21 protein-coding genes are annotated in these 23919 nt (G+C 67.0%); 13 read left to right on the forward strand and 8 right to left on the reverse strand.

Annotation, left to right across the window (positions count from 1 at the left end; translation table 11 throughout):
* Positions 1-25: 25 nt before the first annotated feature.
* Positions 26-1825 (forward strand): hypothetical protein, encoded by a 1800-nt coding sequence (locus tag BLT60_RS02050; RefSeq protein ID WP_090874539.1) that lies wholly within the window; start codon positions 26-28, stop codon positions 1823-1825.
* 10 nt (positions 1826-1835) lie between these two features.
* Here the strand turns inward: BLT60_RS02050 and BLT60_RS02055 are convergent, their stop codons facing one another.
* A complete protein-coding gene (locus BLT60_RS02055) occupies positions 1836-3077 on the reverse strand; it encodes a ubiquinone biosynthesis hydroxylase (RefSeq protein WP_090874540.1) in 1242 nt (413 codons plus the stop codon).
* Between the two features lie 79 nt (positions 3078-3156).
* On the opposite strand from BLT60_RS02055, the gene tesB reads away from it, so the two are divergent.
* From tesB to xth, 8 genes are all read left to right on the forward strand, one after another.
* Complete coding sequence (gene tesB / locus BLT60_RS02060) at positions 3157-4023, forward strand: acyl-CoA thioesterase II (protein ID WP_090874541.1); 867 nt, start codon at positions 3157-3159, stop codon at positions 4021-4023.
* Between the two features lie 244 nt (positions 4024-4267).
* Positions 4268-4606, forward strand: a complete 339-nt coding sequence (locus tag BLT60_RS02065; protein WP_090874542.1) for a P-II family nitrogen regulator — start codon at positions 4268-4270, stop codon at positions 4604-4606.
* A gap of 307 nt (positions 4607-4913) precedes the next feature.
* Positions 4914-6125: an ammonium transporter gene (locus BLT60_RS02070; RefSeq protein ID WP_090874543.1), complete on the forward strand. Its 1212-nt coding sequence runs from the start codon at positions 4914-4916 to the stop codon at positions 6123-6125.
* Positions 6126-6433: 308 nt separating this feature from the next.
* Positions 6434-7777, forward strand: a complete 1344-nt coding sequence (locus tag BLT60_RS02075) for an ammonium transporter (RefSeq protein WP_175478249.1) — start codon at positions 6434-6436, stop codon at positions 7775-7777.
* Between the two features lie 279 nt (positions 7778-8056).
* Positions 8057-9358 (forward strand): ammonium transporter, encoded by a 1302-nt coding sequence (locus tag BLT60_RS02080; RefSeq protein WP_090874544.1) that lies wholly within the window; start codon positions 8057-8059, stop codon positions 9356-9358.
* 220 nt (positions 9359-9578) lie between these two features.
* Positions 9579-12224 carry an FtsK/SpoIIIE family DNA translocase gene (locus BLT60_RS02085; RefSeq protein WP_090874545.1) on the forward strand — a complete coding sequence of 882 codons (2646 nt, stop codon included), beginning with the start codon at positions 9579-9581 and terminating at the stop codon, positions 12222-12224.
* Between the two features lie 197 nt (positions 12225-12421).
* Positions 12422-13165 (forward strand): outer-membrane lipoprotein carrier protein LolA, encoded by a 744-nt coding sequence (locus tag BLT60_RS24675; protein ID WP_244521107.1) that lies wholly within the window; start codon positions 12422-12424, stop codon positions 13163-13165.
* 332 nt (positions 13166-13497) lie between these two features.
* Complete coding sequence (gene xth, locus BLT60_RS02095; RefSeq protein WP_090874921.1) at positions 13498-14304, forward strand: exodeoxyribonuclease III; 807 nt, start codon at positions 13498-13500, stop codon at positions 14302-14304.
* On the opposite strand, the gene BLT60_RS02100 is transcribed toward xth, so the two are convergent.
* Together BLT60_RS02100 and BLT60_RS02105 are read right to left on the reverse strand one after the other, a co-directional pair.
* Positions 14301-14786: a cyclic nucleotide-binding domain-containing protein gene (locus tag BLT60_RS02100; protein ID WP_090874546.1), complete on the reverse strand. Its 486-nt coding sequence runs from the start codon at positions 14784-14786 to the stop codon at positions 14301-14303. The two genes, xth and BLT60_RS02100, sit on opposite strands and share 4 nt — an antisense overlap.
* A 31-nt stretch (positions 14787-14817) precedes the next feature.
* Complete coding sequence (locus tag BLT60_RS02105) at positions 14818-15501, reverse strand: response regulator transcription factor (protein WP_090874922.1); 684 nt, start codon at positions 15499-15501, stop codon at positions 14818-14820.
* Between the two features lie 127 nt (positions 15502-15628).
* On the opposite strand from BLT60_RS02105, the gene BLT60_RS02110 reads away from it, so the two are divergent.
* Entirely contained in the window at positions 15629-16177 is a 549-nt protein-coding gene (locus BLT60_RS02110; protein WP_244521108.1) for a L,D-transpeptidase family protein, read from the forward strand.
* 3 nt (positions 16178-16180) lie between these two features.
* Here the strand turns inward: BLT60_RS02110 and BLT60_RS02115 are convergent, their stop codons facing one another.
* The 4 genes from BLT60_RS02115 to nthA form a co-directional block, all read right to left on the reverse strand.
* A complete protein-coding gene (locus tag BLT60_RS02115) occupies positions 16181-16867 on the reverse strand; it encodes a YggS family pyridoxal phosphate-dependent enzyme (protein WP_090874547.1) in 687 nt (228 codons plus the stop codon).
* 70 nt (positions 16868-16937) lie between these two features.
* Positions 16938-17327 carry a nitrile hydratase accessory protein gene (locus BLT60_RS02120; RefSeq protein WP_175478250.1) on the reverse strand — a complete coding sequence of 130 codons (390 nt, stop codon included), beginning with the start codon at positions 17325-17327 and terminating at the stop codon, positions 16938-16940.
* Positions 17314-17970 (reverse strand): nitrile hydratase subunit beta, encoded by a 657-nt coding sequence (nthB, locus tag BLT60_RS02125; RefSeq protein ID WP_090874549.1) that lies wholly within the window; start codon positions 17968-17970, stop codon positions 17314-17316. The genes BLT60_RS02120 and nthB overlap by 14 nt, the downstream gene beginning before the upstream one ends.
* Positions 17970-18620 (reverse strand): nitrile hydratase subunit alpha, encoded by a 651-nt coding sequence (nthA, locus tag BLT60_RS02130; RefSeq protein WP_090874550.1) that lies wholly within the window; start codon positions 18618-18620, stop codon positions 17970-17972. Before nthA ends, nthB begins: the two co-directional genes overlap by 1 nt.
* A gap of 163 nt (positions 18621-18783) precedes the next feature.
* Between nthA and leuS the strand changes: the two genes are divergently transcribed.
* The 3 genes from leuS to holA are packed head-to-tail and all read left to right on the forward strand — an operon-like array spanning position 18784 to position 23008.
* Positions 18784-21438, forward strand: a complete 2655-nt coding sequence (leuS, locus tag BLT60_RS02135) for a leucine--tRNA ligase (protein ID WP_090874551.1) — start codon at positions 18784-18786, stop codon at positions 21436-21438.
* Positions 21425-21961 carry an LPS assembly lipoprotein LptE gene (locus BLT60_RS02140; protein WP_175478251.1) on the forward strand — a complete coding sequence of 179 codons (537 nt, stop codon included), beginning with the start codon at positions 21425-21427 and terminating at the stop codon, positions 21959-21961. Before leuS ends, BLT60_RS02140 begins: the two co-directional genes overlap by 14 nt.
* 15 nt (positions 21962-21976) lie before the next feature.
* Positions 21977-23008 (forward strand): DNA polymerase III subunit delta, encoded by a 1032-nt coding sequence (gene holA / locus BLT60_RS02145; protein WP_090874553.1) that lies wholly within the window; start codon positions 21977-21979, stop codon positions 23006-23008.
* Between the two features lies 1 nt (position 23009).
* Here holA and BLT60_RS02150 read toward each other — a convergent pair whose 3' ends face one another.
* Entirely contained in the window at positions 23010-23786 is a 777-nt protein-coding gene (locus BLT60_RS02150) for an SDR family NAD(P)-dependent oxidoreductase (RefSeq protein ID WP_175478252.1), read from the reverse strand.
* Positions 23787-23919: the final 133 nt, after the last annotated feature.

A 23919-nucleotide genomic window follows, 5' to 3' on the forward strand; every position in this document is an offset into this window, starting at 1 on the left:
CGACAAGAAAAGCGCGCCCCGCCGGATGACCATTAAGCCTGCACGTCCGCGTCTCGCGCTGTCGATCGGCGTCATCGGCCACCGCCCCAACCGGCTGCCGGAGGCGGCGCGCGCCGGGGTCGAAGCCCGGATCGACGCGCTGCTGGCAACGCTCAGGCAGGCGATGGATGCCGCCCATGCCCGCTATGCCGGCGTCCTGTCAGAGGCACCGTCCTCGCTGACCATGATCTCGGCGCTGGCCGAGGGCGCCGACCGCATGGCCGCCCGCTCGGCCCTTCGCAACGGCCTGTCGCTCGACGTGCCGCTGCCCTTCGCGGTCGACGATTACGAGAAGGACTTCGCCGACGCCGCCTCGCGGGCCGAGTATCGGAGCCTGCTCGACCAGGCCGCCCGCTGCCTCGTCCTGCCCGGCAATTATGACGCCGCCCGCCGTGACTACGAGCCCGTCGGGCACGTGATCCTCGACCACGCCGATATCATCCTCGCGGTCTGGGACGGCGGCGCGTCGGGCGGTCGAGGCGGCACCACGGAACTGCTCGAGCGGGCGGCGGCGATGGACCTGCCCATCCTCCATGTCGACGCCGCGGACGCCGAGCCGCCTTGCCTGCTCTGGGCCGGCCTTGCCGATCACCCGGTAAGCGGCGCGAAGCTCGACGACATCCCGGGCGCGCCGCCGGCCGAGGTTCTCGGCACCTTGGTCGACAACATCGTCCGGCCGCCGATCGAGCGAGCCGAACAGGACAAGCTGGTCCGCTTCCTCGACGATCGCTGGAAGCGGCTCAACTGGCGGATCGAGATGCCGCTCACCCTCGCCATGTTCGGATTGCGCCGTTTCCGCCGGACCGACATCCTCGCGCCTGCGCCCGCGGTGGTTCGTCGGGAAGTCGATGCGGTCGTGCCGCCTTCGCCTGTCGGCGGCGTCGATTCGAATGCCCGCCATTTCGATACCGTCGCGGACGCTTACGGCGCAGCCGATGCCTTGGCGATGCGCTACGCCCAGAAATTCCGTGGCGCCTCGGTGACGACCTTCTTCCTTTCCGCCCTGGCGGTGGTGGTCGCCGCCGTCGCGCTGGTCGGCCAGCAACTGTTCGACTGGGAGGATTGGCCGCTTGCCACCCTGCAGATCGCGCTCGTCGCCCTGGTCCTCGTCAACACGGCCATCGTCCGCCGGCATGACTGGCACGGCCGCTGGCGCGAGTCGCGCGAGGTCGCCGAGCGCCTGCGCGTCGCCATTCCGCTCTGGTTGCTCGGCGAGACCGCGGAGGACGCGACGGGCGCCGAGCCGAACTGGCCGGCATGGTACGCCCGCGCCCATCTCCGCGCCCTCGGCCTGTGGTCCGGTTCCCTCGATCGTCCGAGGCTCGAGGCCGTGCGCCAGGCGCTGATCGCGCTGGTTGAGGGCCAATGCGCCTATCACACCGGCACCGCCGCCCTGATGGTCCGCATCGAGCACCGGCTGCTGACGATCGGCAACGTCCTGTTCGCGCTGACCCTCCTCCTCGGCGCGGTCGCCCTGGTCATTGCGCTCCTCGGCATCGACCTGCCCTTCAGCTGGAATTACGTGCTGGTCGGGATCACCGCGGCGCTGCCCGCGCTCGGTTCGGCCACCTTCGGCATCCGGCTGATCGGCGATTTCGAGGGAGCGGCCGAGCGCTCGTCCCGTACCGCCGCCCATCTCGGCGCGATCGGCCAGGCGCTTCGCGGCGACCGGCCGGACCTCGCGGTCCTGCGCTCGCGAGCCAATGCCCTTGCCGACGCGATGCTCGGCGACGTGTCGCACTGGCGGATGGCGACGGAGACCCGCAAGCTGGTTGCGCCGGTCTGAGAGCCGTCGTTCAGATGGCTTCGCCGCGCAGCAGCCTCGGCAGGTCGCTGCCATTCCCCGCCGCCTGGCCGATGAACATCTTCTTCAATGACGGCAACCGGTCGACAAGGCCCAGCCCGATGTCGCGGCCCAGCCGCAGCACCGGATTGTCGTTGGAGAACAGGCGGTTGAGAATATCGGTCGTCGCGCCCATCTCGACGGTGTCAAACCGCCGCCAGCTCTGGTAGCGCTCCAGCACCGCCATCGAGCCGATATCGAGGCCGAGGCGATCCGCCTCGACGATCGTCTCGGCCAGCGCCGCCACGTCGCGGAAGCCGAGGTTGAGCCCCTGTCCGGCGATTGGATGGATGCCGTGGGCCGCGTCGCCGCAAAGCGCCAGCCGCGGCTTGACGAAGTCGCGCGCCAGCGTCAGGCCGAGCGGAAAGGCCCGCGGCTTGCCGACCGGCTCGATCGCACCGAGTTGATGGCCGAACCGCCTTTCGAGCTCGAAACGGAAGATATCGGGATCGCCCTTGATCAGCCGCTCGGCGGTCTCGGTTCGCTCGGTCCACACCAGCGACGAGCGGTTGTCGGGAAGCGGCAGCATGGCGAAGGGACCGCCGGGCAGGAAATGCTCGACCGCCCGCCCCTTATGCGGCCGCTCGTGGGCCACCGTCACCACGATCCCCGACTGCCCGTAGGACCAGCCGACGGTGGTGATGCCGGCGAGATCGCGCAGCCGCGACTTCACACCGTCCGCCGCCACCAGCAGGCGCGCGGCAATGGCCTCGCCGCTGCCGAGCTTCACCGTCACGCGGTTGGCGCCGATGGTGAAGTCGCGCACCGTGTCGGGCGCCACGATCGTCGCGCCGGCGTCCTCCGCCCCGCGGCGCAGGGCGCCGATCATTGTCGCGTTCATCACCATATGGGCGAAGGGCTGGCCGTCCTCGATGCGTCCGCCGAAGGTCAGGAACACCGGTCGCGCCACGTCGCCGGTGCGGCTGTCGGTGACCACCATGTCGTTGATCGCTTGCGCGCTGGCCGCGATCTCGTCCCACACGCCAAGCCGCATCAGCATCCGGCGCCCGGCCGCGGCGACCGCCGAGGCACGGGTGTCGCGGGCCTGGGCCTCGGGCGGCGTCGCGTCCACCAGCACGACCCGCAGCGACGGCATGGCGGCGCGCAACGCCAGGGCCAGCGACAGCCCGACATGGCCGCCGCCGGCGATCAGGACATCGGCTTCCGTGACAGTCTGTGTCGGATGACTGGCCATTCTTGCGATCGTCGCCCTTGTTTGACAGGCTGGCGCCGGACTGGTCGAACAGACCACCTGAAGGGGGGCCGGAAAGCCTATGTCGAGCGCCGTCGAAACACTGATTTCCATTCTCGACCTCGAGACGCTCGAACACAACCTGTTCCGCGGCCGCAGCCCCAAGGTCGGCTGGCAAAGGGTGTTCGGCGGCCAGGTGATCGGCCAGGCGCTGGTCGCTGCGGCCCGCACGGTCGAGGGCCGCGTCGCCCATTCCCTCCATTGCTATTTCATGCGGCCCGGCGACCCGGAAGTGCCGATCATCTACGAGGTCGACCGCATCCGCGACGGCAAGAGCTTCACCACCCGCCGCGTTGTCGCCATCCAGCACGGCGAGGCGATCTTTTCGATGTCCGCGTCCTTCCAGATCGAGGAGACCGGCCTCGATCACCAGGTGGAGATGCCCGACGTGCCGGCGCCGGAAGACCTGCCGAGCGAAGCCGACCTCAAGGCTCTGTTCCTCAAGGACGCGCCGGAGAAGGTGCGCGTCTACTGGGAGCGCGAGCGGCCGATCGAGCTCCGCCCCGTCGATCTTCGCCACTATGTCAGTCGCGAGAAGCTCCCGCCCGCCCAGAGGGTCTGGATCAAGACAACCGGACCGCTTCCCGACGACCCCGAAATCCACCGCTGCGTCCTCGCTTACGCCTCCGACATGACGCTCCTCGACACATCGCTCTTCGCCCATGGCCGGATGATCTTCGACAAGGATCTCCAGGTCGCCAGCCTCGACCATTCGATGTGGATCCATCGCCCCTTTCGGGCCGATGAGTGGCTGCTCTATGCCGAGGACAGTCCCTCGGCATCCGGCGCCCGCGGCTTCAACCGCGGCAGCCTGTTCAAGCGGGATGGCACGCTGGTCGCGTCGGTGGCGCAGGAAGGCCTGATCCGGCTTCGTACCGAAGAGCAGTGAGCCGGCGCGACGCCCGAATCTGCCCAAAAGTTAGCCATCGCAGCGTCTGGTCGCCCGCGCTGCGTCGGCAAAGCGGCCAATCGCCTGCGAAATTGGCGTTTTCCCTAGCTTGCCCGCCAATTGGCACAGACCTTGATTGTTGGGGGCCAGTCGACATCGGCGACACCGTCGTCGGTCCGGCATGGATCACTAGGATTCCGCGTCCGTTTATCGCGGAGTCCGGATGGAAACGGGAACCACGCCAATGAAAATCGTGATGGCCATTATCAAGCCATTCAAACTCGACGAGGTACGCGACGCCCTGACGACGGTCGGTGTGCAGGGCCTCACGGTCACCGAGGTCAAGGGCTATGGCCGTCAGAAGGGTCATACCGAGATCTACCGCGGCACCGAATATGCGGTCAGCTTTTTGCCCAAGCTGAAGATCGAGGTCGCAGTCGCCGAGGACCAGTTGGACAAGGTCGTCGAGACGATCTCCGCCTCCGCCAAGACCGGCCAGATCGGCGACGGCAAGATCTTCGTCTTCGCCATCGACCACGCGGTGCGTATCCGCACCGGCGAGACCGACTCCGACGCTCTCTGAGCGTCGGCAGGCAGGGAACTCCGGAGCGAAGGGGCCGTCGGCGCACGTGCCGAACCGTGACCCGCCGCTTCTCCCAAGCCAGAGTGACGCCTCGCCCGAGGCGTCACTCTGCTCACCAACTTGGCGTTTGCCTATGTTTTCTGCCTGATTTCTCGGCAGATTTTGGCTCGCCCCCATACTTCACGCGCGCACAGGCGTTGTAGCGACTGAAAAATCGGCATGTCGCCTGTCTGGCATGCGGATTGAATTGTGACTGCCTCCAAAAGCACAAAATGGGCGCAACGACGCCCAATAGGGAGGCAGGACAATGGAAGACCAGTCAGTCGGTGGCGATCTCTTCTTCATTCTGATGGGGGCCATTCTGGTCTTCGCCATGCACGGGGGCTTCGCCTTCCTCGAGGTCGGCACCGTGCGTCACAAGAACCAGGTCAACGCCCTGGTGAAGATCCTCGTCGATTTCGCCATCTCGACCACGGCCTACTTTCTCATCGGCTACACCCTTGCCTACGGCGTCGGCTTCTTCCAGAGCGCCGAGACGCTGGTCAATGGCGCCGATTACGGGCCGCAGGGGCTCCTCCTGGTCAAGTTCTTCTTCCTTGCCACCTTTGCCGCGGCGGTCCCGGCGATCATTTCCGGCGGTATCGCTGAGCGGATGAAGTTCCTGCCGCAATGCCTCGCCACCGCGCTGCTGGTCGCCTTCCTCTACCCGCTCTTCGAGGCCTTCGCCTGGGGCGGCGCTTACGGCGGGCAGGACTGGCTCGCCGCCACCTTCGGCGCACCGTTCCATGATTTCGCCGGGTCGATCGTCGTCCATGCGGTCGGCGGCTGGGTGGCGCTTGCCGCCGTCCTGCGCCTCGGTCCGAGGCTCGGCCGGTTCGAGCGCGGCGGCACCGGCTTCCCGCCGTCGAGCATTCCGTGGCTGGCGCTGGGCTCCTGGCTGCTCTGCGTCGGGTGGTTCGGCTTCAACGTCATGTCTGCCCAGGCGCTCGACGGCGCATCCGGGCTTGTTGCCGTCAATTCTCTGATGGCGATGGTCGGCGGAATCCTTGCCGCCGTGGTCATCGGCCGCGCCGATCCGGGCTATGTCCATAACGGCGCGCTCGCCGGGCTGGTCGCGGTCTGCGCCGGCTCCGACATCATGCATCCCGCCGGCAGCTTCGTCGTTGGCGCGATCGCCGGCTTGGTCTTCGTCAAGGGCTTCGAGATCTGCCAGACCCGCCTGAAGATCGACGACGTTCTGGGCGTCTGGCCGCTGCATGGCCTCTGCGGCCTGTGGGGCGGGCTGGCGGCCGGCATCTTCGGCCTTGAGGCTCTCGGCGGTCTCGGCGGCGTCAGCTTCCTGTCCCAGTTGGCCGGTTCGGCGGTTGGCATCGCCTGGGCCTTTGCGGGCGGTCTGGTGGTCTATTCGGTGATCGGCGCGGTCATCGGCCTGCGCCTGACGCCTGACGAGGAGCGCCGCGGCGCGGACCTCTCCATCCACAAGATCGGCGCCAATCCGGAAGCCGAAATCATCGGGTGAACCCGGAGCGGGGCGGAGCCGCGTATCGGCACCGCCCCGACTCGCCTGAATCGCTGCACTCCATTTAGGCATTGCCCTCTGCACAGCGATTGAATGCAATCCCTCTTATCCAACTAATAAATTGAAATTTAATACATAATAACCCTGCCAAGCAGCATGGCATGGCGATTGCAAACTCTCTGGCAGTGGCGGATTTCGCCGCCCAATAGCTGTGCAACGAACCGAGACGGTGAACTGCTGTGAAGCCATCCGCGCTGCCAAACCTCCCGGCACTGACGGAACGTCGTGGTTCCCAGAGGAGAGATTAAATGAACTACCTGACCCGCAAGTCGACACTTGTCGGCGCAGCCGCGGTAACCCTGCTCGCCTTCGCCGGCGCAGCCTTCGGCCAGGATGCCGAAGTCGCGGAAGAAGTGGTGTCCGAATTCGCACTTGCTGCGGACACCGCCTACATCTTCAATACCTTCCTGTTCCTCGTCTGCGGCTTCCTGGTGATGTGGATGGCCGCCGGTTTCGCTATGCTGGAAGCTGGCATGGTGCGTTCCAAGAACGTCGCCATGCAGTGCACCAAGAACGTCGCGCTTTATGCGACCGCCGGCCTGATGTTCTGGCTGGTCGGCTACAACCTCATGTATGACGGCGTCGACGGTGGCTTCATCGGCTCCCTCGGCTGGGTTGTCCTGCCTGCGCCCGATGCCGATCCCGGCGACTATGCGGCGGCCTCCGACTGGTTCTTCCAGATGGTCTTCTGTGCCACCACGGCCTCGATCGTATCCGGCGCCCTTGCCGAGCGCATCAAGCTGTGGCCCTTCATGATCTTCATCGCCATCCTCACCGGTGTTCTCTATCCGATCACCGGCTCCTGGCAGTGGGGCGGCGGCTGGCTCGCCGAGATGGGCTTCTCCGACTTCGCCGGTTCGACCCTCGTCCACTCGGTTGGTGGCTGGGCGGCGCTTGCCGGAGCTCTCATCCTCGGTGCGCGCAAGGGCAAGTTCGGCCCTGACGGCAGCGTCCACCCGATCCAGGGTTCCTCGATGCCGCTGGCGACCCTCGGCACCTTCATCCTGTGGCTCGGCTGGTTCGGCTTCAACGGCGGCTCGCAGCTCGCCCTCGGCTCGATGGCCGACGCCTCGTCGGTTGCCAAGATCTTCGTCAACACCAACACGGCCGCGGCCGCCGGTGTCATCGCGGCGATGGTCCTGACCCAGTTGCTCTACAAGAAGGTCGACATCACGATGGTGCTCAACGGCGCCCTCGGCGGCCTTGTTGCGATCACCGCCGAACCGCTGATGCCCACCATCCTCTGGTCGGCCATCATCGGCGGCATCGGCGGCATCCTGGTCGTCATCGCGGTCCCGCTCCTCGACCGCATGAAGATCGACGATGTGGTCGGCGCCATTCCGGTCCATCTGATCGCCGGCATCTGGGGCACCCTCGCGGTTCCGATCACCAATCCGGGGACCAGCTTCGGCACCCAGATCATCGGTATCGCCGCCGTTGGCGCCTTCACCTTCATCGCCAGCCTGATCATCTGGGGTGTGCTGAAGGCAACGGTCGGCGTCCGGGTCTCGGAAGAAGACGAGATCATGGGCCTCGACAAGGCCGAGATCGGGGTCGAGGCCTACCCCGACTTCGCACCCAACCAGCACTAGGTTGATCCGGACGATCCCGCCGCCTCGGTCGGCGGGATCGTTCGTAGCCAAAGACAGGGGGTCGGCGAGAGCCGGCCCCTTCTTCGTATGCCACGCCGGTCTTGCCAGCCAGAACGGCAATTTGCACACTTCATAGGCATATTTTCACCCCGCCCCCCGGCGCATTCGCTGACTGCTCGATTAATCGGCACGCGGCACGTGGATTGCATCCGTGCCTTCAGGCGAAGAGCCCGCCGGTCGACCGGCTTGAGTGCTGACTTCACAGTGAGGACGGGGAATATGAAACGGAACAGTCTGTGGTCGTTCGCCGGAGCGGCCGGCCTCCTGCTTGCCGCATCGGCAGCGGCCTTCGCCCAGGATGAGGCGCCGACGGTCGATGCCGGCGACACCGCCTGGATGCTGATGTCCACGGCGCTCGTCCTGATGATGACGATCCCGGGCCTCGCCCTCTTCTATGCCGGCATGGTGCGCAAGAAGAACTTCCTCTCCACCGCCATGCAGAGCTTCGCCATCACCTGCCTGATGACCATCCTGTGGATGGTCGCCGGCTACTCCCTCGCCTTCTCCGACGGCGGCTCGGTCAACGACTATGTCGGCGGCCTGTCGAACTTCTTCCTCGCCAATGTCGGCGTCGACAGCGTCACCGGCACCATCCCCGAGACCGTTTTCGTCACCTTCCAGATGACCTTCGCGATCATCACACCGGCGCTGATCTGCGGCGCCTTCGCCGATCGCATGAAATTCTCCGCCATGCTCTGGTTCATGGCCCTGTGGAGCCTGATCGTCTACGCGCCGATCACCCATTGGGTCTGGGGCGGCGGGTTCCTCGCGGAGGCCGGCGTTCTCGACTTCGCCGGCGGCACGGTCGTCCACATCAACGCCGGCGTCGCCGGTCTGGTCTGCGCCATCGTCCTCGGCAAGCGCGTCGGTTTCGGCCACGAGAACATGGCCCCCTACAACCTCACGTATGCGCTCATCGGCGCGTCGCTGCTGTGGGTCGGCTGGTTCGGCTTCAACGCCGGCTCGGCGCTAGCCGCCAATTCAACGGCGGGCATGGCGATGATTGTCACCCAGATCGCCGCCGCGGCTGCGGCAATGGCCTGGATGTTCGCGGAATGGGTCAGCCGCGGCAAACCCAGCATCCTCGGCATCATCTCCGGCGCCGTCGCCGGACTGGTGGCCATCACCCCCGCCTCCGGCTTCGTCGGGCCGACCGGCGCCCTGGTTATCGGCATCGTCGCCGGCATCGTCTGCTTCTGGATGGTGGTCTGGGTCAAGCCGCGCATCGGCTATGACGACTCTCTCGATGCCTTTGGCGTTCACGCCGTCGGCGGCATCGTCGGCGCGATTCTCACCGGCGTCTTCGCCGTCGAGGCGATCGGCGGCACCCCCGGCCTGCTCGAGGGCAACCCCGCCCAGGTCGGCACCCAGATCTACGGCATCCTGGCGACCATCCTGTGGAGCGTCGTCGCCTCCTTCATCATCCTCAAGGTCGTCGATGTCATCGTCGGCCTGCGGGTCAGCAAGGAGGTCGAGGTCGAGGGTCTCGACATCAACCTCCACGGCGAGGTGATCCAGTAGCCTCTCTGCCCGTGCATTCTCCGGCCGGAACAAGCCTTTCGGCGTTCCGGCCGGTTCCCCGATGGTTAATGCCGGCTTTACCAAAGCCGGGCTACGGTCCCCCTGCCCCGCACGTCCGTGACCGTCCGCCAGGACAGGATCGCGGCCGGCCCGGGGCCTGGCTGGCGGTCGGCGGTATCGGCCCCGGCCGCTGTGATATTGCCGAGCCAGGGGCGGCCCTATGCGTTCTAGTCGATCAGTACCTCTCTCCATTTCCGGCGACGGAACGGTCCGGCGGCTCCTCAAGCGAAACCTGAGCGCCGTCCTGGGACTGGTCCTGCTGGCGCTGATCGCCGCGATCGCGGCGAGCCTGGCGACGTGGACGGTCGATGACCCGAGCCTCAGCCACGCCACCTCGCGCGGACCGCATAACGCCCTCGGTTTCGCCGGGGCGATCGTTTCCGACCTCGCCATGCAGTTTTTCGGCATCGCCGGCGTCGTCCTGCTGCTGGCGCCGGTCGTCTGGGCCTGGCGGCTGATCTTCGGCAGCCCGACCGGGTTCGGCTGGTGGACGCTTGCCGCCTGGATAACGTCGATCTTCTCCGCCTCGCTGGCGCTGGCGACGCTGCCGGTCTTCGGCACCTGGCCGCTGCCGACCGGGATCGGCGGCGTTGTCGGCGACCTCCTGCTCAATCTCCCCGGCTTCCTGCTTGGCGGCACGCCGACCGGCGTCACCGCTGCAGCGATCTGCACCGGCTTCGCCGTCCTTGCCGTCGTCCTGACGATGAAGGCCTGCGGCTTCGCCTTCCGCCGCCGCGCCGCCGATGTCGAGGAAGAGGTCGTGCCGCGGGTTCGCCCGGCCAAGCGGGTCGCCCCGGTCGTCGAGGAGGTCTTCGAGGACGAGGAAGATGAGGACGAAGGCGACCTCGACATCGATGACGACGCGGAAGACGAGCGCGACGGCAATCGCGGCGTCATCCTTTACGGCGCCCTGACCCATTCGGGCCTGCGGATGTGGAGCGCCCTCCGTCGCCGTCTTCGCGGGCGCCGTCGCCCGGCCGGCATGGCCCGGCGACAGGCGCCGCGCCTCGCCCCGGAATATGACGACTTCCCGGACGCACCCTGGGACGACGGCCCGGCCGACGAGCGACTCGAACCGGCCCTCGACGAGACCGAGGACTGGCAAGCCCCCGATATCGACGATGGCGAGCCGGACTACGATCCCGAGCCCGAGTCCGAGCCGCAAGCCCCGGTCGCCCGGCCCCGTGCCGCGGCCAGGAAGCCGACCCGCGTCGCCCCGCCCGCGCCGAAGCCGAAGCCCGGCCGGCGCGCCGCGCGCGAAGCCCAGGCGTCCTTCCTTGAGCCGGAGAGCTTCATCCTTCCGCCGCTCGACCTCCTGTCCCTGCCCAAGCCGTCGGAACGCAAGTCCAACGTCAACATGGCGGCGCTGGAGCAGAATGCCCGCCTGCTGGAAGGCGTGCTGGAGGATTTCGGCGTCCGCGGCGAGATCGTCAATGTCCGCCCCGGCCCGGTGGTCACCCTTTACGAACTCGAGCCGGCGCCGGGCATCAAGTCGGCGCGGGTCATCGGCCTTGCCGATGACATCGCCCGCTCGATGAGCGCCATCGCCTGCCGTGTCGCCGTCATCCCCGGCAAGAACGCCATCGGCATCGAACTCCCCAACGCCCGCCGCGAAACCGTCTATCTCCGCGAGATGCTATCGTCGGAGGATTTCGAGAAGTCAAAGGCCAAGGTCGGTCTCTGCCTCGGCAAGACCATCGGCGGCGAGCCGGTCATCGCGGACCTCGCCCGCATGCCGCATCTGCTGGTCGCGGGCACCACCGGCTCCGGCAAGTCGGTGTCGATCAACACCTTCATCCTGTCGATCCTGTTCCGCATGACCCCGGACCAGTGCCGTCTGATCATGATCGACCCGAAGATGCTGGAGCTGTCGATCTATGACGGCATCCCCCACCTCCTCACCCCAGTCGTTACCGATCCCAAGCAGGCGGTCGTCGCGCTGAAATGGACCGTCCGGGAGATGGAGGACCGCTATCGCAAGATGTCGAAGCTCGGCGTCCGCAATATCGACGGCTACAACGCCCGCGTCGTCCAGGCCGAGGCCAAGGGCGAGACCCTGACGCGCACCGTGCAGACCGGCTTCGACCGCGAGACCGGCGAGGCGATCTACGAGCATGAGGAACTCTCCTTCGAGCCGATGCCCTTCATCGTCGTCATCATCGACGAGATGGCCGACCTGATGATGGTCGCCGGCAAGGACATCGAAGGCGCCGTCCAGCGCCTCGCCCAGATGGCGCGCGCCGCCGGCATCCATGTCGTCATGGCGACCCAGCGTCCCTCGGTCGACGTCATCACCGGCACCATCAAGGCGAACTTCCCGACCCGCATCTCCTTCCAGGTCACCTCGAAGATCGACAGCCGTACAATCCTCGGCGAGCAGGGCGCAGAGCAGCTCCTCGGCATGGGCGACATGCTGTTCATGGCTGGTGGCGGCCGCATCCAGCGCGTCCACGGCCCCTTCGTCAGCGACGAGGAAGTCGAGGACGTCGTCGCCCACCTGAAGACGCAAGGGGTGCCTGAATATCTCGACGCGATCACCGCCGACGATGACGAGGTCGACGCCTCGAATTACGACGCGGCCGCCGGTGGCGATGACGAATCCAACGACCTCTACGACCGCGCCGTTGCCATCGTCGCCCGCGACCGCAAGGCCTCGACCAGCTACATCCAGCGTCGCTTGTCGATCGGCTACAACCGCGCCGCCTCGATCATCGAGCGGATGGAGAACGAAGGCGTCGTCGGCGCGGCCAACCACGCCGGCAAGCGCGAGATCCTCGTCCGGGAAGAAGACGAGGAATTCCGCTAGGCGCCAGTCCGCGGGGCGTAACGACGTCGAAACCGGTCGTAAACCATTCGATTCAAATCGCCGACGCGTTGCTTTAGAGTGCCATCCATCGACTCGGATATCGCCGCGCCGCCAATTCGCCACATAGGCTGATAGGTTACGCGGCAGGACCGGCTTGTTCGGCCCCCTGGTCCCCGCCGATCCGATGGAGGATTGATTTGATTGCGGCCTGTCTTGGCGATCGTTTGAAGTCGGTGTTGCGGATCGTCCTGCGGACGGTCGGCGCTGCCGTTATCGTTGGCGCCACCGGTCTCGGAGCGGTCGCCGGCGCACCGATCGACCCGGTCCCCGATCCGCGCCCCCGCCCGGCTTCGGCGCCGGTCGCCACCGCCGCCGCGACGCCGGCCAAGGCGGCGCCCGCCGCAGCGCTCCGCAAACGCGAAAACCGCGGCGACTCGCTGTCCAACATCAACGCCTATTTCAACGGCTTCAAGACGATGGAGGGCCAGTTCATCCAGTTCGGCCCGCATGGCGAACAGTCGGAAGGCGACTTCTTCATCGACCGCCCCGGCAAGATCCGCTTCAAATACAGCCCGCCGGTGACCCTCGACGTCATCGCCGACGGCCGCAATGTCGCCGTGCGCAACACCCGGACGGCGACGCAGGACTACTACCCGCTGTCGAAGACCCCGCTCCGCTACCTTCTGGCCGACAACATCGACCTGACCTCCGGCGTGGTCAACGAGGTGCGCGAGGAACCGGACCTGATCGCCCTGATCATCGTCGAGGATTCGCGCTTCGTGAAGGGCAAGCTGACCCTGATCTTCGACCGCCAGACCTACGAATTGAAGCAGTGGATCGTCACCGACGCGCAGGGGCTGAACACATCGGTTGCCGTCTACAATACCACCACCGGCAAGCGTCTCGATCCCGCGCTGTTCAATATCAATTATTACCAATAGTCCATGTTTCGCGCGGTTTTGGCGTCAAAATCCTGATATTCAAGCAGGATTCGGCTCTGAACGGCCTTGTCGACGATCCTCTTGAAACGCGGGAATCCAGCACCATCTGATTGAGAGAGCGGGCCGCCCTGATATCGGTAGCGCCCCCCGTCTCGCCGAGGACGGTCCGCCGACACCGGTGTATTTGGTGTCGCGCAAAGTAACGCGCAAAGCGCCCAACCTCCCCCGGGGTTGGGCGCTTTTTCTTTTGGCCTGGCGGGCTCCGTGGGTTAAGCCCGGAATCCATGTGGGTGACCTGCCCGCGCTCCCGCCAGACCAGCCGTCCCCGCCTCATGAGCTTCACCCTCGCGACCTGGAACATCAATTCCGTCCGCTTCCGCATCCGCCAGGTCGGCATGTTCCTCGACCGCTACGCGCCGGACATCCTGTGCCTGCAGGAAACCAAGTGCCCGGACGACCGCTTCCCGCTGAAGCCGTTCCGCAGTCGCGGCTACGAGCATGTCCTGCTGAATGGCCAGAAGGGCTATCACGGCGTCGCCATCCTCTCGCGGATTCCATTCCTCTCCACCTCGAAGCGCGGATTCTGCCAGAAGGGCGATGCCCGGCACGCGGCCGTGACCGTCGCCGATGGCGGCGACGACATCCTCATCCACAACTTCTACATCCCGGCCGGCGGCGACATCCCCGATCCGACGATCAATGACAAGTTCGCCCACAAGCTCGCCTTCCTCGACGAGATGACGACCTGGCTGACCGGCCCCGAGACCGACCGCCGCTCGATCCTGGTCGGCGACCTCAACGTCGCCCCGCTCGAGAATGACGTCTGGTCGCACAAGCAGCTTCTCAGGATCGTCAGCCATACCCCGATCGAGACCGAGCGCCTCGAACAGGTCCGCGCCGCCGGCGGCTGGGTCGACGCCATGCGCCGTTTCGTGCCGCCGGAGGAGAAGCTCTACACCTGGTGGAGTTATCGCGCCGCCAACTGGGCGCTCGCCAACAAGGGGCGGCGGCTCGACCATGTCTGGGTCACGCCGCATCTCGTCGACCGCCTGGAAAGCACCGAGGTCATCCGCGCCACCCGGTCCTGGAAGCGCCCGTCCGACCACGTCCCGGTCATCGCCCGGATCGGCGCCGCCTAGTCTTTCCGCCTGAGCGGCGAGTCGTCGATGCCCTTGAGCATCTTGTCGACCTTGCCGAGTTCGCCGACCGTCGCGACAAGCCGCCCGGCCAGCGTCGCCCGCAGCTTCAGCGCGACATGCGGATATTCGTTGAGCATCCGGCTCATCAGCTTGCGATCGACCTCCAGCACCTCGGAGGAGACGATCGCCGTCGCGGTCGCCGGCCGGCGCGTCTCGATGAAGAGCGCCGTCTCGCCGATCAGGCTGCCCGCCTCGCAGGTCATCAGGATCTTGCGCTTGCCGGCATGGCCGATCGACAGCTCGACACCGCCATAGGCGACCACGTAGCCGGACATCGCCGTCGCGCCTTCGCGAAACAGCACCTGGCCCGGCGACAATTCGAGCCGCACCGCGCTGAAGGCGAGCAGGCGCAACTGCTCGGTCGACAGCCCGGCGAACAGCGGAATCCGGGATAGCAGCGAGATGTCGCGATCGAGACTCATGCTTCAGCCTGCCGACCGCACCGTCGAACCATCAGGGGACCAGCTTGTAGCCACCGACATCGGTGACCAGCATTTCCGCCTTGGACGGATCCCGCTCGATCTTCTGCCGCAGCCGGTAGATGTGGGTTTCCAGCGTATGGGTCGTCACTCCGGAGTTATAGCCCCACACCTCGTGCAGCAGCACGTCGCGGCTGATCACCTTCTCGCCGGCCCGGTAGAGGAATTTCAGGATCGCGGTTTCCTTTTCGGTCAGCCTGATCTTCTGACCGCGATCGTCGACCAGCATCTTGGCGCTCGGCCGGAAGGTATAGCGGCCGATGGTAAACACCGCGTCTTCGCTCTGTTCATGCTGGCGAAGCTGCGCCCGGATGCGGGCCAGCAGCACGGCGAAGCGGAAGGGCTTGGTGACGTAGTCGTTGGCCCCCGCCTCCAGGCCGAGGATCGTGTCGGACTCCGAATCCTGCCCGGTCAGCATGATCACCGGCGCCTTGAAGCCGCTCTTGCGCAGGAGCTTGACCGCCTCGCGACCGTCCATGTCCGGCAGCCCGACATCCATGATCACCAGGTCGACACGCCCGGCGCGCGCCGCCTGCACACCCTTGGTGGCGTTTTCGGCATGGTCGATGTCGAACTCTTCATAGAGCGAGAGCTGTTCGACCAGACTATCGCGGAGCACTTCGTCGTCGTCGACGACCAGAATCTTTCGGGCGGGCATCATTCGCCTTTTTCGTCTTGCCGGCTTGCAGGCGAAACCGGCGGAATCCATCGGAATCAGCGTAGTAAGGTGGTGTAGACCTCAATCCCATGGCGGCGCAAGCAAAGGCGACCCGCATGGCAAATTCGTGAAAGGGACCGTTTTGGCCTCGATTGCCCCGATCGGCAGCATTGTCGTCGCCTCGACCGGCGGCGAGCCAACCCGTGGCCTGGTCAGGGCCGGCAGCGTTCTTGTCCCCTGCGCCCTCGGCCGCGGCGGCATTGGCAGGCTCAAGCGCGAGGGCGACGGCGTCACCCCGATCGGCCGATTCGCGCTGGTTTCCGTGCTCTATCGCGCCGATCGCCTGCGCCGGCCCGACACCGCGCTGCCCGTGGCGCCGATTCGCCCCGACGCCGGCTGGTGCGACGACCCCGGCGACCGCCGCTACAACCGCCCGGTCCGCCTCCCCTACCCCGCCAGTCATGAAGAACTGTGGCGCGACGATCACCTCTACGACCTGCTGGTGGTGCTCGACTACAACCTGATCCGCCCCCGCCGTGGCGCCGGCAGCGCCATATTCTTCCACCTCGCCGCCCCGGGCTACGCCCCGACAGCCGGCTGCGTCGCCGTCAGCGAAGACGCCATGCGACGGCTGCTCTCCCGCTCTGGCCCGGCGACGGTGATGGATATCCGCTGAACCTCAGGTGGCGATCGGCGGTCGCGTCCCGAAGATCGCGCTGCCGACCCTGACATCGGTGGCGCCGAAGGCGATCGCCGTCTCGAAATCGGCGCTCATCCCCATCGACAGCGATGCGAGGCCAAGCCGCGCCGCGATCTTGGCGAGCAGCGCGAAATGCGGCGCCGGCGCTTCCTCCACCGGCGGAATGCACATCAACCCGTCGATGGCGAGGCCGTGCACCGAGCGGCAACGTTCGACGAAGGCATCGGTGTCCTCCGGCAACACGCCGGCCTTCTGCGGCTCCGCACCGGTGTTGACCTGGACCAGCAGCCGCGGCGACCGGCCCGCCCGCGCGATCTCCGCCGCGATCGCGCGAGCGATCTTGTCGCGGTCGATCGTGTGGATCGCGTCGAACAACGCGACCGCGTCGCGCGCCTTGTTGGATTGCAGCGGCCCGATCAGGTGCAGTTCGATGTCGGGCGTCTCGGCCTTCAGCGCCGGCCACTTGGCCAGCGCCTCCTGGACCCGGTTCTCGCCGAACACCCGCTGGCCGGCGGCGATCACCGGCCGGATACCGTCCGCGTCGAAGGTCTTCGAAACCGCGATCAGGCGCACCGAACCGGCCGGCCGGCCGGCCGCCTTTTCCGCCGCCGCCACCTGCTCGCGCACCGCGTCGAGCCCGTCATGCCGTATCGTCTGGTTTGTCATCCGTCCTTCTTACGACAACCGGCCGCGCCGGGCGATCATCCCGGCAGTGGCCGCTGGTCGCAGCGGAAGATCAGCCGGCGCCGTCGTCACTGGCCCCGCCCCTCCCCGCGCCCAGCACCACCGGCTTGCCGTGCGGCGTATGGAGGTAGGCTTGGCGCCAGGCTTCGATCCTCGGCGACAGGGCCCCGCCGGTCGCCGGGTCGCGTGCCGCCACCAACCCTTCCAGCGCCGTGAGCGCAGCGGCGTAGTAGGTCGCATCGGTGTCCGGCTCGCCCGCGGCTTCCGCCTTGCGCAAGGCAGCGCCGAGCGCCGCCGCCCAGTCGTCGCGCGAAAACAGCCCGGCCACCGTCAGCCCGTTCGCGATGGCCAGCACCTGCGCGTGCCAGGGCTCGGCGAATGTCCCGGCGCCGGCGCGCGCCTCCGTTCGCGGATCGATCGCCAGGGAGTCACGCGGGTTCAAGATAGCGCTCCCACAGGTCGAGGATGACGCGATCCCCTCCGGCCGTCGCCTCGGGCCAGAGCTCTGTCGCCGCGAAGGCGACCGAGTAGAGCGTCTCTGCTTTCTCGACACCGGCCGCGCTTGCGTCGGGCAGGACATGCGCCCCGTGCATCGCCGTCACCATGCCCCGGCGGCCGCGCACATATTGCGGCAGCCGCGTATGGCCGGGATTGGCGTTGAGCGAGGCGCGGACCGGATCGCCCGCCGCGAATCGCGGCGGCTCGGTCGCCGGCCGGTCGAAGCGTGCGGTGTTGCGGATCGCCCCGGCTACGGCCGATGGCGGGCTCGGCGGCCCCAGCCCCGGGATGTCCGCGACCGACGTGCCGCTCGCCAGCTCGTCGACGGTGGCGACGCCCGAATTGACCATCATCGCCGCGTAGGTCTGCAGCCACTGGTCGTAATAGGGCCGGGTCAGGTAATCGACCGGCCCGATCAGTTCGCGGACATGGCGAAACCAGTCGATGCTCCATGGCACCGGGCGGCTCATCGCCCGGACGATGCCGAGCATCCGCGCCTCCCAGTCGGCATGAAACGGGTTGTCGTCCTCGCCGACGTCGATCGGCCCGAACCCCTGCTTGCCACCAAGATCGTGGATACCGTCCATCAGTCCGGCCCTCCCGGTCCCGGCGTCAGGTCGCGCGCCGTGCCGATCATCGCGTTGCGCGTCACCAGCGCGGCGAGCGCCGCCTCATCCCAGCCTTCCGTCCCCGCCGGCCGTTGCGGCAGCACCATGTAGCGAAGCTCGGCGGTCGAATCCCAGACCGTGATCGCGACATCCTCCGGCACCGCCTCGCCGAATTCGGCCATTACGCCGCGCGGGTCGCGCACGGCGCGGGCCCGGTAGGCGGCGGTCTTGTACCAGTTGGGCGGAATCCCCAGCACCGAATGCGGGTAGCAGGAGCAGAGCGTGCAGACGATGAGGTTGTGGGTGTCAGGCGTGTTCTCGACCACCTTCAGGTGGCCGCCCGCCCAGCCCTCGAAGCCGAGTTCGGTGATCGCCGCGGTGCCATCTGCCAGCAGGCGCGCCTTGTAGTCCGGATCGGTCCACGCCCTGGCCACCACCGCCGCGCCGCGCTTTGGCCCGATCTCCTCGGTGAAGAGTTCGATCCAGGCGTCCACCGTCGCCGGGTCGAGCATCCCCTTCTCGACCAGCAGGCTTTCCAGCGCCTTGACCCTCAGCGCCGGCTCCGGCGGCAGGTGGCTGTGCAGGTCCTCGTGGATCTCGGCGATGCGGTGGCTGTCATGGTCGGACATGGTCGGGGCTCCCTGCGATCGACCGCCAGTTTACGCTCTTTCGCCCGCCAATGGGGCTGTTTCGCCCCTTTCCGGTTGACCCCCGACGGCGATTCTGGTGAGTGTCCGGCGCGCGGCTGGCATAAACTGCCGCGCCAACAAGGTTTTCGACGCGTTTCCGGTAATGGCGAGCGAACGATATAATCCGAAAGAGGCCGAGGCCCGGTGGCAGTCCACCTGGGCCGAGCGGCACATCTACGAAACCCGCAACGACGATCCGCGGCCGAAATACTACGTCCTGGAGATGTTCCCCTACCCGTCGGGGCGCATTCACATGGGCCATGTCCGCAATTACGCGATGGGCGATGTCGTCGCCCGCTACATGCGCGCCCGCGGCCACAACGTCCTCCATCCGATGGGCTGGGACGCCTTTGGCCTGCCGGCCGAGAACGCGGCGATCCAGAACAGCATCAACCCGCGCGAATGGACCTACCAGAACATCGCGGCGATGCGCGATCAGTTGAAACTGATGGGCCTGTCGATCGACTGGACGCGGGAATTCGCCACCTGCGACGTCGACTATTACGCCCAGCAGCAGAAGCTCTTCCTCGACCTCCAGAAGGCCGGCCTCGCCTATCGCCGCAAGTCGCGGGTCAACTGGGATCCGGTCGATAACACGGTGCTTGCCAACGAGCAGGTGATCGACGGCCGCGGCTGGCGCTCCGGCGCCCTCGTCGAGCAGCGCGAGCTGACCCAGTGGTTCTTCCGCATCACCGCCTTCAATGATGACCTGCTCGCCGCCCTTGACGGCCTCGACCGCTGGCCGGAAAAAGTCCGCATCATGCAGCGGAACTGGATCGGCCGCTCCGAGGGGATGCGCGTTCGTTTCGCCATCAATGACCGGCCGCCGGAGGGTTTCGACCATATCGAGGTCTTCACCACCCGCCACGACACTTTGTTCGGCGCCAGTTTCCTCGCCGTCTCGCCCGATCACCCGCTGGCCACGGCGCTTGCCGCCGACCGGCCGGACCTGGCCGACTTCATCGCCGAATGCCACCGCGCCGGCACCAGCGAGGAAGCGCTGGAAACCGCCGAGAAGCATGGCTTCGACACCGGCCTGACCGTCGCCCACCCGATCGACAAGAATCTGAAGCTGCCGGTCTATGTCGCCAATTTCGTGCTGATGGGCTACGGCACCGGCGCGATCTTCGGCTGCCCGGCCCACGACCAGCGCGATTTCGATTTCGCCACCAAGTATCACCTGCCGATCAAGCCGGTGGTCGCCCCCCTCGAGGTGATCGACACCGGCGCGGAATTCGCCGCCTGGATCGAGCAGTTCTCGACCGGCGACGAGGCCTATGTCGATGACGGCCGGCTGATCAACTCCGATTTCCTCGACGGCATGGATGTCCCCGCCGCCAAGGAAGCGATGGCGGCGCGGCTCGAGGCGATGACCCTCAACGGCCATGCCCAGGGTGTCCGCGAGGTCAATTACCGCCTCCGCGACTGGGGCATCTCGCGCCAGCGCTACTGGGGCTGCCCGATCCCGGTGATCCACTGCCCGACCTGCGACATCGTCCCGGTGCCGGACGCCGACCTGCCGGTCGAACTCCCGCATGACGTGACCTTCGGTCGTCCCGGCAACCCGCTCGACCACCACCCGACGTGGAAGCACGTCACCTGTCCGAAATGCGGTGGCGCGGCGACCCGCGAAACCGACACCATGGACACCTTCGTCGACTCGTCCTGGTATTTCGCCCGCTTCACCGCCCCCTGGGCGAAGACGCCGACCGAACCGGACGCCGCCAATGCCTGGCTGCCGGTCGACCAGTATATCGGCGGCATCGAGCACGCGATCCTGCACCTGCTCTATTCCCGCTTCTTCACCCGGGCGATGAAGGCCACCGGCCATCTCGACCTCGACGAACCCTTCGCCGGCCTGTTCACCCAGGGCATGGTGGTGCACGAGACCTACCGCCTCGGCACCGGCCAGAACGGCAAGTGGCTGTCGCCGGCCGAAATCCGGCTCGAGGAGCACGACGGCAAGCGCAGCGCCACCCTGTTGTCGACCGGCGAACCCGTCGAGATCGGCCCGATCGAGAAGATGTCGAAGTCGCGGCGCAATACCGTCGATCCGAGCGACATCATGGACAGCTACGGCGCCGATACCGCCCGCTGGTTCATGCTCTCAGATTCCCCGCCGGACCGCGACGTGATCTGGACCGAGGAAGGTGTCGCCGGCGCCTTTCGCTTCGTCCAGCGCGTCTGGCGGCTGGTCGCGGAGACCGCACCGCACCTTCCGGCCGCCGATTCGCAGGCTCCCGCCGGTCAGAGCGACGCCGCCGACGCCCTGCGCAAGGCCGCCCACAAGGCGCTTGCCGCGGTCGGCGACAGCATCGGCCTGCTTCGCTTCAACGTCGCGGTGGCGCGGATGTACGAACTGGTCAATGCCATCGGCGCCGCAGCCTCCACGCCGCCCGGCAAAGACCCCTTGCTGGACAATGCCTTGCGCGAAGCGCTCGAACTCCTGACCCGGATGATGGCGCCGATGATGCCGCATCTGGCTGAGGAGTGCTGGGCCACCCTCGGTCACGAAAATCTTGTCGCCGACAGCCCATGGCCTGAATTTGACGGCTCGATTCTGGTCGAGGACGTGATAGTCTTGCCCGTGCAGGTGAACGGGAAGAAGCGTGGCGAATTGACAATTTCGTCGGACGCGTCACAAGGTGACGTAGAGCGGGCAGTTATGGCGCTGGATTTCGTCGTTCGGGCGCTTGGGGGAAATGATCCTAAAAAGATCGTTGTCGTACCGAAAAGGATCGTCAATGTTGTCGTCTGACCACGGCAGGTCGCGCCGCTTTGGCGTCCGGGGTTTCCTTTTCGTCCTTGCGGCGACGTTCGGGCTTGCCGCCTGCACGGTGCAGCCGCTTTACGGCCCGACGGCCGGCGGCGGCCGCGTCCAGGCGACGCTGACCCGCATTTCGGTCCAGCCGGTCAACACCCGCGTCGGACAGCAGGTGCGGAACGAGGTCATCTTCCAGATGACCGGCGGCGCCGCGATTTCCGATCCGATCTACCGCATGAAGCTCAGCGTCTCGTCGAAGGAGGTCGGCCTCGGCCTGACCAGCACCGACGCCTCGCCGATCTACCAGATCCAGGTCGCCGCCACCTACGAGGTCACCAAGGTCGATACTGGCGAGTCGATCGTCAAGCATACCGCCCGTGGCACGGCCTCCTACAGCCGCAGCAACCAGGCCTTCGCCAATTCGCGGGCCAAGATCGACGCCGAGGATCGCGCCGCCGGCGTCGTCGCCGAGGCGATCGCCATTCGCGTCGCCGCAGCGATCGCCAGGGGTTCCTGAGGGGCCGGAGCGGCCGTGGTCGAGATTCGCGCCGCCGATATCGATCGGTTCCTCTCCCGCCCCGACCCGTCTGTTCGCCTGGTCCTGATCTGCGGCAACGACAGCGGCCTTGTCAGTGAGCGGGCCGCGGCCTTCGCCGCCCGTGTCGCCGGACCCGGCGCCGATCCGCTCAGCCAGGTCCGCCTCGATTCCTCCGATCTCTCCGCCGATCCCCAGCGCCTCGCCGACGAAGCCTACGAGATCCCGCTTTTCGGCGGCACCCGCTGCATCAGCGTCCATGCCTCCGGCAACTGGTCGCTGGCCCCGGTCGAGGCGATGCTCGCCGCCCCGCCGACCGACGCCTATGTCGTCATCTCCGCCGGCGACCTGCGCAAGACCGCGCCGCTTCGCAAGCTCTTCACTGCCGCGAAGAATGCCGCCGCCATCGTCTGCTACGCCGACGACGCCCGGGCGCTCGACCGCATCATCGATCAGGAGGCGGAGACAGCGGGCCTGCGTATCGGCAACGACGCCCGCACCGCCCTGAAAGAGTTGATCGGCGGCGACCGCCTCGCCAGCCGTTCCGAGATCGCCAAGCTCTGCCTCTACGCCACCGGCAACGGCGAGATCACCGTCGACGATGTCCGCGCCGTGGTCGGCGATGCCTCAGCCTTCGCCGTCGATGAAGCCGTCGACGCGGCGGCGCTCGGCGATGCCGACGGATTTTCGCGCCTCTTCCGCCGCTTGATTGCCGCCGGCACCGGCGATTTCGCCGTCGCCGGGGCGGCGCTCCGCCATTTCGACATGCTCCACCGCGCCCGCGCCGCCGTCGATGGCGGCACGCCGGCCGACCGCGCCCTCGGCCCGCAGATCTTCTTTCGCCGCAAGCCGCTGGTCACCCGACAGTTGTCGATCTGGACGGTGCCGCGCATCGAGCGGGCGCTCGCCATCCTCAACCGCGCGGTGATCGACAGCCGCCTCAAGAGCGCCATCTCGGCCGAGGTCGTCGGTCAGGCGATGCTGTCGCTGGCCGCGATCGCCGGAAGCTCCCGCCGCCGCGCCGCCTGACCTACCCGGTCCGCCCGATCCCCATGCCGCCGTCGACCAGCAGCGTCTGGCCGTGGATATAGGACGCCTCGTCCGAGGCCAGGAAGGCGATCGCCGCCGCGATCTCCTCGGCTTCGGCGATCCGCGCCGCCGGGATCATCCGGATCACCGCCGCCTCGATCGACGGATCCTCCTCGAAATCGGCATTCATCGGCGTTCGCGTCGCACCAGGGCCGACGCCGTTGACCCGGATCCCCTCGCGCGCATAGCGCAGGGCCAATGCCTTGATCATCCCGGTCATCCCCGACTTCGACATGACATAGGCGATCGCCCCGTCCTCGACCGGGAAATGCGCCTGGATCGAGGAGGTCAAGACGATGGCGCCGGGGTGGCCTGTGTCGAGGAAATGCTGGACCGCCGCCTGCGCCGTCAGGAAGGCGCCGCGCAGGTTGATCGCCATCAGCCGGTCGTAGTCGGCCATCAGCACCTCATGCGGCTCGTGGACGACCTTGATGCCGGCATTGGCGACGAGGATGTCGAGTCGGCCAAAGGCCTCCACCACCCCGGCGAACAGGGAATCGACCGCGTCCTCGTCGGAAATGTCGGCCGGCGCCAGGTAGTGCTCGCCCTCTGGGCAAAGCTCGCCGAGTTCGTCGACCAGGTCCTCCGCCGGTTCCGGATCGCCGATAAAGTTGACCGCGACGCTGGCCCCCTCCTCGGCGAAGCGGATCGCGGCCGCCCGGCCGATTCCCGTCGATCCCCCGGTGATCAGAACCCGCTTTCCCGTCAGTCCCCGCATCGTCGGCCCCCGCATGGCTTCGCGCCAAGCTTGCGCCGCCCCGCGCCCGTCGGCAAGCCCGGCCAAACGCCTTTTTCCGGTGTGGCGATTGCGTCAATGGCCGGCAACCGCCAGAGGCTCTATATCAGGCGCA

This window comes from Bauldia litoralis, assembly GCF_900104485.1.
Classification (GTDB): Bacteria; Pseudomonadota; Alphaproteobacteria; order Rhizobiales; family Kaistiaceae; genus Bauldia; species Bauldia litoralis.

Coding starts and splice junctions, on each gene's coding strand:
- BLT60_RS02050 (WP_090874539.1), top strand. CDS start 26: ATGACCATTAAGCCTGCACGTCCGCGTCTCGCGCTGTCGATCGGCGTC.
- BLT60_RS02055 (WP_090874540.1), bottom strand. CDS start 3,077: ATGGCCAGTCATCCGACACAGACTGTCACGGAAGCCGATGTCCTGATC.
- tesB (WP_090874541.1), top strand. CDS start 3,157: ATGTCGAGCGCCGTCGAAACACTGATTTCCATTCTCGACCTCGAGACG.
- BLT60_RS02065 (WP_090874542.1), top strand. CDS start 4,268: ATGAAAATCGTGATGGCCATTATCAAGCCATTCAAACTCGACGAGGTA.
- BLT60_RS02070 (WP_090874543.1), top strand. CDS start 4,914: ATGGAAGACCAGTCAGTCGGTGGCGATCTCTTCTTCATTCTGATGGGG.
- BLT60_RS02075 (WP_175478249.1), top strand. CDS start 6,434: ATGAACTACCTGACCCGCAAGTCGACACTTGTCGGCGCAGCCGCGGTA.
- BLT60_RS02080 (WP_090874544.1), top strand. CDS start 8,057: ATGAAACGGAACAGTCTGTGGTCGTTCGCCGGAGCGGCCGGCCTCCTG.
- BLT60_RS02085 (WP_090874545.1), top strand. CDS start 9,579: ATGCGTTCTAGTCGATCAGTACCTCTCTCCATTTCCGGCGACGGAACG.
- xth (WP_090874921.1), top strand. CDS start 13,498: ATGAGCTTCACCCTCGCGACCTGGAACATCAATTCCGTCCGCTTCCGC.
- BLT60_RS02100 (WP_090874546.1), bottom strand. CDS start 14,786: ATGAGTCTCGATCGCGACATCTCGCTGCTATCCCGGATTCCGCTGTTC.
- BLT60_RS02105 (WP_090874922.1), bottom strand. CDS start 15,501: ATGCCCGCCCGAAAGATTCTGGTCGTCGACGACGACGAAGTGCTCCGC.
- BLT60_RS02115 (WP_090874547.1), bottom strand. CDS start 16,867: ATGACAAACCAGACGATACGGCATGACGGGCTCGACGCGGTGCGCGAG.
- nthB (WP_090874549.1), bottom strand. CDS start 17,970: ATGGACGGTATCCACGATCTTGGTGGCAAGCAGGGGTTCGGGCCGATC.
- nthA (WP_090874550.1), bottom strand. CDS start 18,620: ATGTCCGACCATGACAGCCACCGCATCGCCGAGATCCACGAGGACCTG.
- leuS (WP_090874551.1), top strand. CDS start 18,784: ATGGCGAGCGAACGATATAATCCGAAAGAGGCCGAGGCCCGGTGGCAG.
- BLT60_RS02140 (WP_175478251.1), top strand. CDS start 21,425: ATGTTGTCGTCTGACCACGGCAGGTCGCGCCGCTTTGGCGTCCGGGGT.
- BLT60_RS02150 (WP_175478252.1), bottom strand. CDS start 23,786: ATGCGGGGACTGACGGGAAAGCGGGTTCTGATCACCGGGGGATCGACG.